Source organism: Acinetobacter sp. ANC 3781 (assembly GCF_004331285.1).
In the GTDB taxonomy this organism is placed as follows: domain Bacteria; phylum Pseudomonadota; class Gammaproteobacteria; order Pseudomonadales; family Moraxellaceae; genus Acinetobacter.
Map to the genome: position 1 here is coordinate 93,690 of NZ_SJOH01000010.1, position 16,530 is coordinate 110,219.

Consider the following 16,530-nt stretch of genomic DNA (forward strand, 5'->3'; position numbering starts at 1 on the left):
GATTAAATAATTTTAAATCAAATTATTCAAAATTAAAAAGCACCCATATTCGGGTGCTTTTTCTTTGAAACTTAATACTTTAATTAAGCGTGAAGCTCTTTTGCTTTGGACATGGTCAAAGCAAGGTCTTCAATCATGTCTTCCTGACCACCTACCGTACCGCGGCGACCCAATTCCATCAGAATTTCACGCGCGGAAACACCATATTTCGCTTCAGCACGTTTAGCGAATAACAGGAAAGAAGAGTAAACACCAGCATAACCTAAAGTTGCTGCATCACGGTCGGCACGAATCGGTTGCTGCATCATTGGAATAATCAGTTCTTCAGCAATATCCTGAACTTTAAACAAGTCCACCCCTGTGTCCATTTGCATACGGTTAGCAACCGCAACAAACAATTCAAGTGGTGTATTACCTGCACCTGCGCCTAAACCGGCAGAAGCCAAATCGACACGCGTTGCACCGGCTTGAACCGCTGAAACAGAATTGGCAACGCCCATACCCAAGTTATGGTGACCGTGGAAACCGATTTCGATCTCTGAAGCCAAGTTGGCACGTAAGATACCCACTCGGTCAGTCACATCATTCGGTAACATATAGCCGGCAGAATCCGTCACATAGATACAGTTTGCACCGTAAGACACCATTTTCTTCGCTTCTTCAAGAAGATGCTCAGGTGATGCCATGTGAGCCATCATCAAGAAGCCCACAGTGTCCATGCCCAGTTTGCGCGCAGCAGTAATGTGCTGTTCAGAAACATCAGCTTCTGTAGAGTGTGTTGCAACACGAATTGTTGCTACACCTACATCATGTGCCATTTTTAAGTGGTCAACCGTACCAATACCGGGAATTAAAAGTGCAGATACTTTGGCTTGTTTAAGCTTTGGAATTACCGCAGTTAAATATTCTTCATCCGTTGCAGCTGCAAAACCGTAGTTCACAGAGTTGCCGCCTAAGCCGTCACCATGGGTTACTTCGATTAAAGGTACCCCAGCATCATCAAGGGCAGTTGCAATCGCAACCATTTGCGCTGGTGTAGTTTGATGGCGCATCGGGTGCATACCATCACGTAACGTCATATCATTAATAATAATTTTTGACATGGTCTGCTCCTTAAACTTCTGCTTCAGCGTGCGCTGTTTGGTTAGCGATGAGACGTTCTGCAAACATTTCTGCAGTACGTGCAGCAGCTGCAGTCATAATGTCCAGGTTGCCGGCATATTTAGGTAAGTAATCGCCTAAGCCTTCAACTTCCATAAATACTGATACACGGTTGCCATCAAAGACTGGACCATTTACAAGTTTGTAACCTGGTACATATTTTTGAACTTCCTTGATCATGGCATGCACAGATGCTGTGATTGCAGCTTGATCCGGCGTACCTTCAACAAGACAGTGCACCGTGTCACGCATCATGAGCGGTGGCTCAGCAGGGTTGATAATGATGATGGCTTTACCTTGTTTCGCACCGCCCACTTGCTCAATTGCACCGGCAGTGGTGCGTGTAAATTCATCAATGTTTTTACGTGTGCCTGGACCAACCGATTTCGTTGACACAGTGGCAATAATTTCACCATAGTTCACAGGTTGAACACGTGAAATCGCTGCTACCATAGGAATAGTTGCCTGACCGCCACATGTCACCATATTTACGTTCGGCAATTCACCTTGTTCAAGCAAAGCTTCTAGGTTGACCGGTGGTACGCAGAATGGACCAATCGCTGCAGGCGTCAAGTCAATCATCTGTACGCCAAGTTCGTTTAACTTGCGGCTGTTTTCAGCATGGACATAAGCAGACGTTGCATCAAAGGCAATTTGAATATTGTCTGTTAAAACGTGAGGCAATAAACCGTCTACGCCCTCAGCAGTGGTTTTAATGCCCATTTTCGCAGCACGTGCCAAACCTTCCGATGTCGGGTCAATCCCCACCATCCAAACTGGCTCTAACCATTCGCTACGTTGAAGTTTGTAAAGCAAGTCAGTCCCAATGTTCCCAGGACCAATCAATGCACATTTAATCTTTTTCATGAATGTGTACTCTCAAAAATTCTGTGTTTAGCTCAATGCTTATTCAGCTGCAAACGCTGCTGTCACTGAACCAAAGCCTTCAATTTCAACTTTAAATTCATCACCTGGGTTTGCAACAACCATCGGGCCTAATGCACCGGTTAAAACGATGTCACCCGCCAACAGTGGACGGCCACGACGAACCATTTCATCAGCCAACCAAACCGCAGCATTGAGTGGATTTGCAAGGCAGGCTTTACCTACACCTTGAGAGACCACTTCATCCCCGCGGGTCATGGTCATTTTGCAGTTCACCAAGTCCAGGTTTTCAAGTTTCACTGGACGTGAACCTAAAACAAATGCAGCTGAAGAGGCGTTATCGGCAACGGTATCAATCAAGGAAATTTTCCAGTTTTCAATCCGGCTATCCACCACTTCTACCGCTGGCAAGGCATATTCAGTCGCACTAATAATGTCTGCATAGGTATGATGTTCTTTGGTAAGATCTTTATTGATGATTAATGCGATTTCTGCTTCAACTTTAGGCTGAATCAAGAGACCTACCGGGATTGCTTCGCCATCACCATACGACATGTCGGCAAACAACATCCCGAAGTCAGGCTGATCTACACCGAGTTGAGCTTGTACAACTTTTGAAGTCAAACCGATTTTGCGGCCGACTAAACGACGTCCTTCGCTTAGGGCACGTTGGGTATTTACTTCTTGAACTGCGTAAGCAATATCTACATCCGCACTTTCACCACCCAGTTGCGGGCGAATCGGTGCAATCGCAGTTTGTGACAACTCAGCTTCTCTAAGCGCTAAGGCGACTGATTCAACAACAGCAGAATTCGACATCAATGTTTCCTTAAACTGCAAAAAATTGGACTTATACCGTGATCGATGGAAATGGAATGAACAATCAGAAAAATTCTATGCAAATGATCAAACCCATCAGCAAATGGGTGCTGCCCATCTTGGGAAAACGTGTATATGTATAAACTAATTTAGAATCTGAAAAATGCGCTTTTTATGCCAATACTTATTTTATTTTTTACAATAGCTATTACCTATAAAAGGAATTCTACTTTTTTGAGTGATACAAAGCAGTTAGCCTAGATATTCTATGATATCCGAGTCAGCAGCTCTGCAATGCAGGTGATTCATTTTAACAATCAATCCCGCCTACGACTAAAAGATGAGACTATTGCTCCATTTTGAAGAAAAACGACATATTCATTGTTTTATCAAAATGATATTTTTAAATAATTAAAAACAAGAACTTAAAATATGAGTAATGAAAATCAGGACACTGCTATTAACGGCTTTACTCACCCCTTTATGTCATACAGCCCTTGCATAAAATTATCAAAACAAAAACAAATATTTAATTTTAAGCGGCGCAAGTTGTCCGGGACTAAAATTTAATCCTCAAGCGACCGCTGCGGCCTAGCAAAATGAAATGAAATGTAGTCGTGGCTACTCCAATACCGATGCATGGCGTATTAGCTGGATTACACCAAAGATTTTTATGATGACTGAAGTCATTCGTCCCAATGAAATTTCACCACCGCGTAATGATCTTTATAAAATTATGAGTATCCAAAATAAAACCGTCATTGTGGTCAATTCCTGGACCGGTTGGGGTAATCACAAACCTGATGTGCAAAAAATTTAGAATTCAATAAGTCAATTTAGAATTTACTACGTATAAAAAAGGGTGATTTGAAATCACCCTTTTGAGCATCCGATAGATCTTAAACTGCTTGTTTTAAATTCACCTGATTTAAGAGAACCTGATGCAAACTTGCGACATCCTCTGCAATAGCCAACGGATTAAATTGTGCCAGCGTCTCAGGTGTATGCACCCCATAACTCACTCCAATACGGGGCATGGCAATGTTCTGTGCCATTTCCAAGTCATAAGAGGTATCACCGACCATAATCGCATTTTCAGCGTTTACGCCAGTAATGTGCAAAATTTCTGTAAGCATCAGTGGATCAGGTTTAGATTTGGTTTCGCTTGCTGCACGAGTCACGACAAAAAGCTCATGACTCTGGGTCTGACTTAACACACGGTCTAAACCTTTACGGCTTTTCCCTGTGGCAACCGCAAGTTTTACATCCTGCTGCGTTAGATCATTCAACAATTCCGCCACACCCTCAAACCATGCATCACCTTTCGAGTTTTCAACATAGTGAGTCGCATAACATTGCAAAATATCAGCGTGCAATTCAGGTACATCCGGAAATAACACTTGCGCGACTTCCGGCAGACCTAAACCAATGATGCTTTTCGCAGCTTCATCCGTTAAAGGCTGTTCATATTCTTGAGCAGCAAATTGCAAGCTTTTTACAATCTGACCGACTGAATCAAATAAAGTGCCATCCCAATCGAAAATGACAAGTTCTACTGCTTTTTTCATGAATTAATCCAATATTTGATTCAACGCAAAACCTAGCATTTATCTTTAAATCTCTCGGCCTACCTCTGTACCCACGAAAGAGGAATAAAATTTTCATAGAAAATTTAAAACAAGTATCTGCTATGCAATGGCGACATGGATGTCGCCTTATGCATATCGTTTTCGCATCATAAATTTTTTAATTACTCTTGGGTGACGGGACTATTCATCGAATACTCCCGCTGCTTGAGAGAAGAAAATTCAGTCTTGGTCACGATCCGTTAGAACCGGTTCCTTATCTTTCTTCTGCGCACGTAACTGCGCCACCAGACTCTGCATATCTTCAGGCAATGGTGCTTCAATGGTTTCATAACCCGGAATTTCCAGGCGCAGTGCATGTAAGCATAAACGACGTGCTTTCGGACCTTTGTAGGCAGTTTCATGACCATATTTTTCATCGCCAATTAAAGGATGACCAATACTTAAACCATGCACACGAATCTGGTGAGTACGACCTGAAAGCGGCGATGCATAGACAAGCGTTGCATGCATAAAGCGCTCCGCCACATTCCATTGCGTCTTAGACTCTTTACCTTCTTTAGATACGCATACACGACGCTCGCCATTGGCAAGCTCATAACGATGCAATGGTGCATCAATCAGTTGACGATCGATCACGACATTGCCTTTTACAATTGCCGCATAGGTTTTTTTAATTTTGTGTTCACGCAGTAAATCTTGCAGGGTTTTTAAAGTGCTGCGTTTTTTACTGATCATCACCAGACCGGAAGTATCACGGTCAATACGGTGAATCAGTTCAAGATATTTCTTGCCGGTTGCTGCGCGCAAGCCTTCAATCAGACCATAGGCCACGCCGCTGCCGCCATGTACGGCAATGCCAGAAGGTTTATTGACCACCATCAAGCCTTCATCTTCATAAATCACGCGGCTGAGCAGGCTTTGAGCCACTTTGTCCGATACCGGTGCAGGTGTTTCATCTTTAGGCTCATAACGAATTGGCGCAACACGAATTTGGTCGCCAATATTCAGTTTGGTTTCGGCTTTGATACGCTTTTTATTGACCCGAACCTGCCCTTCACGCATCAAACGATAAATACGACTTTTAGGCACGCCTTTAAGTCGGGAAAATAAAAAATTATCAATGCGTTGGCCTGATTGATGCTCGTCCACTTCAAACCAAGTGACACTTTGCCATTCTTGCGTAGAATTCATACAGTTACTATGACCCAAAAAAATACTAAAATTGATTAAAAACTGATCACTTAGGCTATGCTTTACACAAGAAACATAAGCTTAACCCATAGGCAGATGCTGCAAGGTTTGATATAGTCAGCGCACGGATACCACCGTTAGTGTGAAAAAATTTAATTCCTTCAATATTTTTGAAGCTCAAAATTAAATTTCATAATTCACATTAAATACGGAAAGGTCCCTAAAGAATATGCCGACGCCGAAGGCTTATTATATCGGCAAAAAAGCAAACTGTTGCGTTTAATTGTACTTCGGTACATAAATCAGTCTGCCCTAAAAAATATGTCGCCAACTTAAAGTTGGTTTTAAACGTAAACTGATACACATCAGATTAGTCGCACCCTGAAGTCGCATTCAGGCTACAACGTTGATGCATTGGATCTGCACCTAAAGCAACGATACGATGATAATTCCGTATCAAGACGCTCTATCTTAATGAAGGGATGATCTTCAAGCTACGTGACAGTGAAAGTTACTCACATCTAATGCACCGTTTGTCCGCCAGTGAATTGTTCAGGTGACTTTAATCGTTTAAAGATTGAAGCCGTATTGGTCATCATCAATACATGAATCAAAAACCGAAGCCCAAAAAAAGGCCGGTAAAAAAGCTCAGACCACAAGCGTTTATTTGAGATCTGAGTATTGATCCGTAATGTGTGATGTTCGCTACGTGAATAGCGATGTTTTGCTGTGTATCACTATTAGGTGTTACACCCATGAAACGTATGTTGATTAATGCAACACATGCCGAAGAGATTCGCGTTGCACTTGTCACTGGTCAGCGTCTTTACGATTTTGATTTAGAAAATCGTACCCGTGAACAGAAGAAATCCAACATCTATAAAGGTCACGTGACTCGCGTCGAACCTTCTCTAGAAGCTGTTTTTGTTGAGTATGGTGCAGGTCGTCAAGGCTTCCTGTCTATGCGTGAAATCGCAAATTCATACTACAAGGCAGACCCTCGCCAAACTTCAAATATCCGCGAATTGATTACTGAAGGCACCGAACTTCTGGTTCAAGTGGAAAAAGAAGAACGTGGCAATAAAGGAGCTGCGCTTTCTACCTTTATCTCGCTTGCCGGTCGTTATTTGGTGCTTATGCCAAACAACCCGAAAGGTGGCGGTATCAGTCGTCAAATTTCAGGTTCAGTTCGTGAAGAGTTGAAAGAAATGTTGTCGTCACTGAATATTCCACGCGGCATGAGCGTGATTGTTCGTACTGCAGGTATTGGTCGTTCACAAGAAGAATTGCAACTTGACTTGCAACACTTGATGGATCTTTGGGCACAAATTCAAACTACAGCAAGTTCTGGTCCATCACCAATGTTGGTGCATCAGGAAGCGGGTGTGGTCACTCGTGCCATTCGTGACTATTTACGTGACGATGTTGCAGAAATTTTAATTGACTCTGAACAAGCCTATAACGAAGCTTACAACTTCGTTAAAGCCGTGATGCCACGTCAGTTAGAAAAACTTAAAACTTATACTTTAAATGAGCCTTTATTTGCTCATTTTGCAATTGAAAGCCAAATTCAAACTGCTTATGAACGTGAAGTAAAACTTCCTTCCGGCGGTTCAATCGTGATCGATCAAACTGAAGCTTTAGTGTCGATTGACATTAACTCGGCTAAATCAACACGTGGTCACGATGTTGAAGATACAGCGCTAAACACCAACTTGGAAGCGGCGGAAGAAATTGCACGTCAACTGCGTTTACGGGATATCGGTGGTTTGGTGGTGATCGATTTCATCGACATGACTAAAGACCGCAATCAACGTATGGTTGAAGCAAAACTTCGTGAAGCAACCCAAAGCGACCGTGCCCGCATCCAATTCGGTCAATTGTCACGTTTTGGCTTAATGGAAATGAGCCGTCAACGTTTACGTCCATCGCTTGAAGAAGCAACCGGTTATGTTTGCCCGCGCTGTCATGGTACCGGTATGGTGCGTGACTTACGCTCTTTATCACTTTCAATCATGCGTAAAGTGGAAGAAATTGCACTGCGTGAACGTCATGGTGAAGTTCAGGTTGAAGTACCTGTTGAAATTGCAGCATTCTTATTGAATGAAAAGCGTCATACTTTGGTATATTTAGAACAAACTTCAAATGTACGTGTAACCGTGTTACCTCATCCGCACTTGGAAACACCGCATTACGAAATCACTTATAATGCTGAAGGTTTTGCACCAACCAGCTATGAACGTACTGAAGCAACACGTTCAAGTGAAAAAGAGTTGGGTTACGAATCTTCTGAATGGCATTTAGAAGGCGAGCAACAAGCTCAAGCTGCTGCGCAAGCGCCTGTTCAGCAACAAGCTAAAAACCAAAACAACAAGCAACCACGTGGTTCACAACCAGCAGCTCAAGAAGTACAGCAACCACAGCCAACTCAAGTTGCGCCTGTTGCTCAAGCTTCAGCAAGCCCATGTGCATGGCTAGAAAACCTGTTTGTACAAAAGCAGGCCAAAACTGTTGATCAAGCCCGTACTGCAAACAATGCTGCTGCTGCGATTGAGCAAATGGTGAATGGCGGTGCAGTAAGCCGTGGTCAATTCGGTCAGGTTGCAACCTCTGCACCTGCTCAGAGTGCACCACCTGTTGCAACTACAAACAACAATGCTTACTTATCGCCAACTGTGCCTGTAACACCAAAACAGGAACAGGGTGAAGTTGCGGACAAATACTCTGATCGAGAAGAAAAAGCGCAACGTCACAATAAAAAGCGTAATAAGCCTAAAGAACAACGTGAACAAGTTCAGCACGACAATCAACAAAATCAAGTGCATGAGGAAATTGTTCAAGTTCCGCGTCATGAGCAGCGTCAAGAAGCACGTCAGGAACAGCGCCCAGAACCACGTCAAGATCAGCGCCATGAACAGCGCCAAGATCAACGTGACAACAAGCGCCCGACTCGACGTCACCACGTTGAACAGCAGGCTTCTGAAGCTCAAACAGAGCAAAATGCTGTTCCACGTCGTGACCGTAATAGCCCACAACGTCCAAACCGCCCAAATCGTCACCGCGATCAAAGTGTATTGAACGAACAAGCTGTTCCTCAGCAAGCCATTGCTGCTCCGGTAGTTAACGAACAACAGCCTAAAGTCGAAGTGATTGATACGCCTCGCCAGGATGTGATTCCAACTGCATTGGTCGTGAATGTCGATCAGGCGAAAAGTGAAATTGTTGCGTTAAATGCATCAGCAGCTGTTGTTGAAGCACCGATCGCTCAAACCGCACCTGTGGCTGTTGCAGAAACCAAAGCGCCTGTAATCGAAAAACCAGTGGTTGCGAAGGAAGAAAAACCTGCACCAGCAACTGAAACTCGCGAGCCACACCAACCGCGTTCTGCTGACAAACGTGCGAGCAATGATCCGCGTATGCGCCGTCGCCAAAAGCGTGAAGCACAAGTAAAACAGGCTCAAGCTCCAAAATTGAATCCATCTCAGGTTCCAACTTTGGGTCAATATACCGTGGGCAGCCTCATTCGCCATGTGTATGGTGAAGACTGTTCAGTGCTGATTGAACAATTTGGTTTAATCCCAACCTTCAACCGTGCATTGGTGAAATTTACCGAGCAATATGCGGCAACTCTCGTGCATCACACAACTGAAGCGGAAGTACCAGCACAGCCGGTTACCCGTGATGTTGCTGTAACCAAAGCTGCGCATGAGGCTGAACCTGCACCCGTGCTGGACTTAACCCCACCTCCTGCTGTTTCGGATAACCGTGTTGCTAATGATCCACGTGAACGTCGTCGTTTGGCAAAACTTGCTGCGGAACAGGCTTTAGAGCAAGCTAAGCAAGCACATAGCGAACCTGAAGCCACCAAGGAAGTAGTGGAAACAACAACTGCTGAAGTTGCTCCGGCTACAGCACCAGAAACTGTGATCGAAGAAGCGGCAGTGACTGAAAAGCCTGATGTGGTCACAGCTCCTGAAGTGGTTGCTGAACCGATCAAACAAGCTGAAGCTGTTCAAGCTCCTCCTGCTCAAAAGGCAGTAAAGCCAAAACCGGTTCAACCTGAGTTAGCGGTAGAGAGTGTTCAAAATGCACCAGCACAGGCTGATCCAAAAGCTGATCTAGACAACCCAGATGCTGATGATGATGCTGACAAACCTGTCCGTCCTCGTCGTCCTCGTGGTCGTCCACCGAAGAAAGCAACTCCTGCCAATGAGTCATAATTAGCTCTAATGCAGCGAATAAAAAAAACCTAGTCATTTCGGTGACTAGGTTTTTTTTGTTACTTTTGTCAAATTAGGTTGATTGCACTAGGATTAAACGATTAAAAAGACACCTGTACAGATAGTCGCAAACAAATAGACATATTGGATTATGAAAAATAAATAGGATTCTTATGAACCACACCCCACAGAGCGATCTTATTGGCATTGCTGATGTTGCAGCAAAACTACCTAAATTTATGAGCAAAGTCCCCCACCTATTGAGTGGTCTCAAGCAAGCCTATTTACGCACATCCGACACCCCTGCAGGATTAGGTATTGCCTTTGAAAAAGCGGTCAAGCGTAATCCTCGCGGTATAGCATTATTATTCGAAGATCAAAAATTCAGCTATCAAGAACTAAATGAATGGGCTAACCAAATCGGGCACTTTTATCTGTCCCTTGGCGCCCGTAAAGGCGATGTCATCGCGGTGATGGTGGAAAACCGTCCTGAACTGGTGGCGACTGTTGTTGCTTTAGCGAAAATTGGCGTGACGGCCGCTTTAGTCAATACCTCACAAACAGGTAAAGCACTCACGCATAGTATTAATTTGGTTAAGCCAATCGCCCTTATTGCCGGAGAAGAATGCCGTCCTGCTGTAGAAGAAGTACATCAAGACTTAGCGCTCGCAGCAGATCGTTTTCACTGGTTTGCTGATCAAGCCACTCAAATTGATGCAGGTCAAGCCCCGAAAGGCTGGGCAAATCTTGCAAATAAAATCGATAACTTTCCCAAATTCAACACACCAACCACGCACACCATTCAAGGTAAAGATGGCTTATTTTATATCTATACCTCAGGTACGACCGGTCTGCCTAAAGCAGTCATTTTCACGCATAGCCGCTGGACTTTGGCCTATGGCACCTATGGACATGTGTTAAATCTGAATAAAGAGGACGTCATGTACGTGACCTTGCCGCTATATCATGCAACCGGTATCGTGGTCTGCTGGTGCGGTGTCATTGCCGGCAATGCCACACTGGCCTTACGACGCAAATATTCCACTTCTTCTTTCTGGAAAGATGTGCAGAAATTTGATGTCTCGGCAATTGGTTATGTCGGTGAATTGTGCCGTTATCTGATGGATGCTCCGGTTTCTGAACTTGAACAGGGCCATCGTGTTAAAAAAATGATTGGCAATGGCATGCGCCCCAATATCTGGGATAAATTCAAGGCACGTTTTGGAGTGGAAGAAATTCTTGAACTCTATGCATCCAGTGAGGGTAATGTCGGTTTCAGTAACGTGTTTAATTTTGACAATACCGTGGGTTTCTCCCCTACCCCTTATGCAATTGTTGAGTTTGATAAAGAAACCAATGCACCGGTAAAAGACGCCAAAGGCTGGTGTAAGAAAGTTAAAAAAGGTGAAGTCGGCTTATTGATTGGCAAGATTACCCGTCGTTCACCCTTTGACGGCTACACCGATCCTGAAAAGAACAAATCGGTCATTATGAAAGATGTGTTTAAACGCGGTGATGCATTCTTTAATACTGGCGATCTGGTCCGTGATATTGGCTTCCGTCATGCCCAATTTGTAGACCGCTTAGGTGACACTTTCCGCTGGAAAGGTGAAAATGTATCGACTACTGAAGTTGAAAATACAGTTAGTGAATATGAGAAAATTGCTGAAGCCGTGGTATACGGAGTAGAAATCCCAAATACCAATGGTCGTGCAGGTATGGCAGCAATTACCTTGGCAGAGGGTGCACAATTAACTGCAGAAGATTTACAGCAGATGGTAACCGAATTTAAAAAATGCTTGCCTGCTTATGCTGTTCCGGTGTTCTTGCGTGTTCAAGCGCAGGTGGAAACCACAGGTACTTTTAAATACCAAAAGAACAAGCTAAAAGAACAAGCTTTTGATCCCCATAAAACAGACGAACGCTTGCTGGTTTTACTGCCGAGTGCCACGGGATACTCTGACTTAACAGCAGAAATATTCGACTATATTCAAGCTTATCAATACCGTTTCTAGCTCAAAATGGCTGTTTTTTGAGTAGATATAGCAAATTTGTTGCATTTATAATCAAACATCAACAAGTTTGCTAATTTTTACTTGCGCTCGTTTAATAACTTGCTACAATACGCCCATCAAAACGAAGTGGTGTTTAGGAAATTCCTTATTTTCTTACACTGTGCATTCAGGCAATGCTTGAATGTTGGTTTCGGGCCGTTAGCTCAGTTGGTAGAGCAGTGGACTTTTAATCCATTGGTCCCGCGTTCGAGTCGCGGACGGCCCACCACTTATTTTGATGATCTTGGGCCGTTAGCTCAGTTGGTAGAGCAGTGGACTTTTAATCCATTGGTCCCGCGTTCGAGTCGCGGACGGCCCACCAAGATTCTAAGAAGCTTCTCAAAAGGGAAGCTTTTTTACTTCTCAGATATTTTCTCTGAAAATATGGGCCGTTAGCTCAGTTGGTAGAGCAGTGGACTTTTAATCCATTGGTCCCGCGTTCGAGTCGCGGACGGCCCACCATATTTTTCTTAATGCTTCTTTCTGTACTAAAATATCTATACTACAATAGAAACGAAACCTGCACATATTCCGACCAAGACAAACCATACCATTTCGGTAGATTTGCCATTCTCAAAATTTTGCTATACCGATGTTTTTAAAACACAGTACTTTAATGCATCTTTAAAAAATCTTCGATTTTTTCTTGGACTCGGGTGAACCCTTAAAGCGAGGCTTTAAGTTCACCAATCCTCGTTCAGGGTTGTTAGCTCAGTTGGTAGAGCAGTAGACTCTTAATCTATTGGTCGAGGGTTCGAGCCCCTCACAACCCACCAAGTTTATGCTTCGCCTATTATGTTAAACATAAAACATGTGTCCATTAAATCAAAATATTTCAAGTTTTCTATTTCGAATTAGATAAATCTCTCACCAGCTCATATGCTCTAGAAGGTTGAGGGTAACCTCGTTCAAATATTTTTTTGTTTTTACCCTTATTAATTTTTTCCAGATCCATAACTAAATGGTTTTGATCTTTGATCTGGTAATAAATATCCACCCCCTCCTTGCGATGTACAATCAATTCTGCTTCTGCCTGGTTAACTGACCAGCTATCACGGCGATAATTTGCATTGCTGAATTCAGGTCTAGTTTTTTCAGTAAAAATTTTCCCATATTGCACAATACTGCGATGTACTGATCCATCTTCACCTAAATTAAGAATATATTCAGCAGTCCCCTCAGTGCAGGGCATAAAATCATCACTACACAGAATTTGGGCATGATAACGCCCAACAAATGGCTTTTCATAAGACTGAATGGGTGATGAGGTCTTAATAGTGTCTTCTGGAATAGTTGCTCGGCCTGCAACTTGAGTGAGTGTGTTTGCCTGCTCGATTTCTTTTAACTTCTGTAATTCATTAGAAGGTGGATGAATGTCTCTGGGTTCTTGTCTAAAATCACATGCAGTTACTCCCCCTAGCCCGATGAGAATCAAACTCCAGCGGAAATAAAATCCCAAATGCGCAACTGAAAACACCGACCACTCCTTTTAAATACTGTGTAAGCTCATCTCATAAATAAAAAAATATGATTTAAAACCTAGACGAGAATTAAATATTAATTTATTAATTATGTATTTATTTGATTTTTATAAACAAAAAATCAAACTTTCAAGCCAACTTTATTCTATGGTGTACTCTGGTAATAACGAATACTCAGTTACACAACTTAACCATTTTCCAGTCTTCCTCACTTTAAAAAAAAATTTACATCACCATTTCTAAACTATAGGTAAGTTGATTTAACCTCATACCTTTTCTAATTTAAGGAGACCTAGATGGCCAATGTTGGTTTATATCGCTCTAACCGACAAAACATGATTGCAGGTGTAATGGGTGGTATTGCTGAACGATTTGGTTGGAATGCAAATTTACTCCGCATTATATTTGTCCTTGTTTCCATCATGAGCGCCGCATTTCCAGGAATTTTAGTCTATTTGGTTTTATGGTTGATTATGCCTAAAAAACAGTTTCAGATAGACCCTGCTCACGGCTATAAAAATCCGGTTCGCATGGTAAATCAAGACGCTAATCCATACCATTAATACTTTCCTGTTTTATGCTACGACTACTACCCCAATCAGTCGTAGCTTTTTTTTGCCCGTGTTAAATTTTAGCCACCAAATTTAGTTCTTGATTCAATGCGGCAATCATATCGGCGCGGCTAATAATTCCGACCATTCTCTGGTTGTCCATCACAGGAATATAATTAAAAGAACGTTCCACAAAATACGGCACCAAATCCTGAATCGGTTGTTCGGGTTTCACGGTGACGACTTGACGCACCATGATATGTTTCACTTGACGCTCCCAAGTGGTTCTTAAATCTGCGGCACGTTTAAACCACTCCACCACTTCATATAAAGCCAGTGTTCCCACCAATTGATGCTGAGTATCTGTCACTGGCAAGCTCATTAAATTCATATGCTTGAATTTATCCAAAGCGGAATGGATATCATCGTTTTCATTTAAGCTAATGACATCCTTTGTCATGATGTCCTGACACTTAAAATGACTCACGCCTCGTGCATTGGCCTTTTCTTGTGCTGCTAAAATAATTTTCTGTAAGTCATATTCACTAATATCCAAAAGCTCGGTTTGCTGATCCAGAGTGTCCTGAATATCTTGCGGTTGAATGGTGACTTTTTGGGTGGGTGTTGGGTCTTTAGAACGCTGATTGATTTGTGCCACTTGCGGATATTGTTTGCCTAGCAAGCGGTTAAATACAATCGCAATTACCAGCAACAACATAGAATTCAATAAAACCGGATAGAAAATAAAGTTGTATCCAAGTTGGTGTACCGCCTCTCCCCCCAAAACAGCAGTGATAGCCACCGCCCCACTCGGTGGATGCAAGGAATCTGTGGTCATCATTAAGACAATCGAGAGACCGACCGCAACACTAAAGGCTTCCGTTAAGTTAGGAATATACATTGCACAGGTCACACCAATAATGCCTGCAAGACTGTTTCCAACCACCATATTCCACGGTTGAGCCAATGGACTGGCCGGTACGGCAAACAGCAATACTGATGAGGCACCCATTGGCGCGATATACCAGGCGTTGATATCGCCTAACACCCACCAGCTGATCAGCGATGAAAGTGCAAGCCCCATCAATGCACCTATGCCACACAACAGGCGGTCTTTTAGCGGAAGGATTTTAAAATTAGGTTTTAGGGTATTGAGCCATTCAAGTTGTGGATGAAACACGGCACGCCTTTTGTGGTTTTTAAGTGGAAGTCGCAAATTATAGAATGATGCCAAATAAAGGTGTATTCATTTTATATCTTTTCTTTATCAATTTATTGATAGACTTTTAAAATAAAAAACCTATACATTAATTACAGCCTTCATAAAGATTGAGCCATATTTTTCATTCATTCTCCAGAATGATTTAACCAAATAATGCTGCACAGTGAACATTTCACCTTGCTTTAAAAGCATTGTACTTAGCAACACCTTTAATCACCTTTAATCTCCTCCTTAGCCATCCACCTGATCAGTAATAAGGGGTTCAATCTTTATCAGCTCAATCTCACCATAAAATGTCGAAAATGCGACATCCCCGGCATCCATTCCAGTGCCAATTCGAATTAAATTTTCTACAGGCGCCAAACGGGTCGGATCAAACAACACCCAACCACCTTCTAAATAGGCTTCAAAAATGGCATGAAAATCCGGTAGAAATTTTTCAATCTCGACATAACCGACTACCATCCGTGCCGGAATCCCTAAAGCACGACACAGGGCAATTCCCAAATGAGCAAAGTCACGACATACCCCCGCGCGATGGATAAGTACGTCTGTTGCTGTGGTAAACTGGTCAGAGCTACCAGACACATAAAAAATATTGTTATAAATCCACTGCTCAATGGCTTTGACACGACTATAGCCCGGCTTCATCCACCCAAATGACCGGTTCGCCATATCCCCCAACAGGTCTGAATTACAATAGCGACTGGCCAACAAATACGGCAAAACCTCATCCGGCAGATTAGGAACTGCCACTTCATTAAGGTTTTGCTGAACAGCTGCATTGACTACAGAATGACGTTCAACTGTCGCGTTATAATTTATTTCAAAAGCATCGCATGGTTCGACATGCAAACGAATATGACGATTTTGATGGCTTGAATCTTGGAATTCGCGCCATTCGATTGGCGGATTAAATATCAGCTGTTCTTCAATAATGGTCTGGTCAGGATGATGTGCAGCTTGAAGCTGAAAAACAAATTCTGTGGCTTGGACAATCTTGTATTTTAAATGGCATTGAATTTTACAAGTTGTCATGGTCTTCCTTATTTTTTAAACATTATTTTTACTGTATGCAGATTAAACCAATTTCACACAAATAATCGTATAAGATCAGTTTATCTTTCTCATAATGCCCTTTAAATAACGCTCTATATCTGCTTTATTCTTAATTTTTATATCATCGTAAAAAATAGTCATAAAAATAAACGACTAATCTAAATTTAGCATTGTGATCAAAGCAAAATCACTACATCTAGTACTATGCAGGCACTTGTCGATTGGCTCTCTCAGTCTTTACAACCCAAGCTTGGATATTTATGTTTAGCGCTTTTAGTCAGTCCATTTGGTACACTTG

Annotated in this window: 12 protein-coding genes and 4 tRNA genes; 8 read left to right on the forward strand and 8 right to left on the reverse strand. The window is 42.7% G+C overall.

The genetic code is table 11. The features are described 5' to 3' along the window. Positions 1–83 precede the first annotated feature (83 nt). Genes dmpG through mhpD form a run of 3 tightly spaced genes read right to left on the reverse strand, consistent with a single transcriptional unit; the run spans position 84 to position 2,865 of the window. Positions 84–1,103 (reverse strand): 4-hydroxy-2-oxovalerate aldolase, encoded by a 1,020-nt coding sequence (gene dmpG, locus E0H89_RS09085; RefSeq protein ID WP_131216317.1) that lies wholly within the window; start codon positions 1,101–1,103, stop codon positions 84–86. Between the two features lie 10 nt (positions 1,104–1,113). Continuing rightward, on the reverse strand, positions 1,114–2,028 hold the full coding sequence (locus E0H89_RS09090) for an acetaldehyde dehydrogenase (acetylating) (protein ID WP_131216318.1): 915 nt from the start codon (positions 2,026–2,028) through the stop codon (positions 1,114–1,116). A 39-nt stretch (positions 2,029–2,067) separates the two neighbouring features. After that, positions 2,068–2,865: a 2-keto-4-pentenoate hydratase gene (gene mhpD, locus E0H89_RS09095; RefSeq protein WP_131216319.1), complete on the reverse strand. Its 798-nt coding sequence runs from the start codon at positions 2,863–2,865 to the stop codon at positions 2,068–2,070. Positions 2,866–3,469: 604 nt separating this feature from the next. Here mhpD and E0H89_RS09100 point away from each other — a divergent pair. Then, positions 3,470–3,685, forward strand: a complete 216-nt coding sequence (locus tag E0H89_RS09100; RefSeq protein WP_131216320.1) for a hypothetical protein — start codon at positions 3,470–3,472, stop codon at positions 3,683–3,685. A gap of 79 nt (positions 3,686–3,764) precedes the next feature. Here E0H89_RS09100 and E0H89_RS09105 read toward each other — a convergent pair whose 3' ends face one another. Both E0H89_RS09105 and E0H89_RS09110 read right to left on the reverse strand, forming a co-directional pair. Next, positions 3,765–4,433 (reverse strand): HAD-IA family hydrolase, encoded by a 669-nt coding sequence (locus E0H89_RS09105; RefSeq protein WP_131216321.1) that lies wholly within the window; start codon positions 4,431–4,433, stop codon positions 3,765–3,767. 240 nt (positions 4,434–4,673) lie between these two features. Then, a complete protein-coding gene (locus E0H89_RS09110) occupies positions 4,674–5,645 on the reverse strand; it encodes an RluA family pseudouridine synthase (RefSeq protein ID WP_131216322.1) in 972 nt (323 codons plus the stop codon). Between the two features lie 755 nt (positions 5,646–6,400). Between E0H89_RS09110 and E0H89_RS09115 the strand changes: the two genes are divergently transcribed. The 6 genes from E0H89_RS09115 (at position 6,401) to E0H89_RS09140 (ending at position 12,695) form a co-directional block, all read left to right on the forward strand. Beyond that, positions 6,401–9,865, forward strand: a complete 3,465-nt coding sequence (locus E0H89_RS09115) for an Rne/Rng family ribonuclease (protein WP_131216323.1) — start codon at positions 6,401–6,403, stop codon at positions 9,863–9,865. 173 nt (positions 9,866–10,038) lie between these two features. After that, on the forward strand, positions 10,039–11,880 hold the full coding sequence (locus tag E0H89_RS09120) for a long-chain-acyl-CoA synthetase (protein WP_131216324.1): 1,842 nt from the start codon (positions 10,039–10,041) through the stop codon (positions 11,878–11,880). 192 nt (positions 11,881–12,072) lie between these two features. Beyond that, a tRNA-Lys gene (locus tag E0H89_RS09125) sits at positions 12,073–12,148 on the forward strand. Between the two features lie 17 nt (positions 12,149–12,165). Beyond that, a tRNA-Lys gene (locus tag E0H89_RS09130) sits at positions 12,166–12,241 on the forward strand. 64 nt (positions 12,242–12,305) lie between these two features. Then, positions 12,306–12,381: transfer RNA gene (locus tag E0H89_RS09135), tRNA-Lys, on the forward strand. Between the two features lie 238 nt (positions 12,382–12,619). Further along, positions 12,620–12,695: transfer RNA gene (locus tag E0H89_RS09140), tRNA-Lys, on the forward strand. 68 nt (positions 12,696–12,763) lie between these two features. Here E0H89_RS09140 and E0H89_RS09145 read toward each other — a convergent pair. Then, positions 12,764–13,396 carry a hypothetical protein gene (locus E0H89_RS09145; RefSeq protein WP_131216325.1) on the reverse strand — a complete coding sequence of 211 codons (633 nt, stop codon included), beginning with the start codon at positions 13,394–13,396 and terminating at the stop codon, positions 12,764–12,766. 300 nt (positions 13,397–13,696) lie between these two features. On the opposite strand from E0H89_RS09145, the gene E0H89_RS09150 reads away from it, so the two are divergent. Further along, complete coding sequence (locus tag E0H89_RS09150; protein WP_131216326.1) at positions 13,697–13,963, forward strand: PspC domain-containing protein; 267 nt, start codon at positions 13,697–13,699, stop codon at positions 13,961–13,963. Positions 13,964–14,024: 61 nt separating this feature from the next. Here the strand turns inward: E0H89_RS09150 and E0H89_RS09155 are convergent, their stop codons facing one another. After that, positions 14,025–15,131 (reverse strand): HPP family protein, encoded by a 1,107-nt coding sequence (locus tag E0H89_RS09155; protein ID WP_131216327.1) that lies wholly within the window; start codon positions 15,129–15,131, stop codon positions 14,025–14,027. Positions 15,132–15,404: 273 nt separating this feature from the next. Further along, positions 15,405–16,211, reverse strand: a complete 807-nt coding sequence (locus E0H89_RS09160; protein ID WP_131216328.1) for a transglutaminase-like domain-containing protein — start codon at positions 16,209–16,211, stop codon at positions 15,405–15,407. Positions 16,212–16,530: the final 319 nt, after the last annotated feature.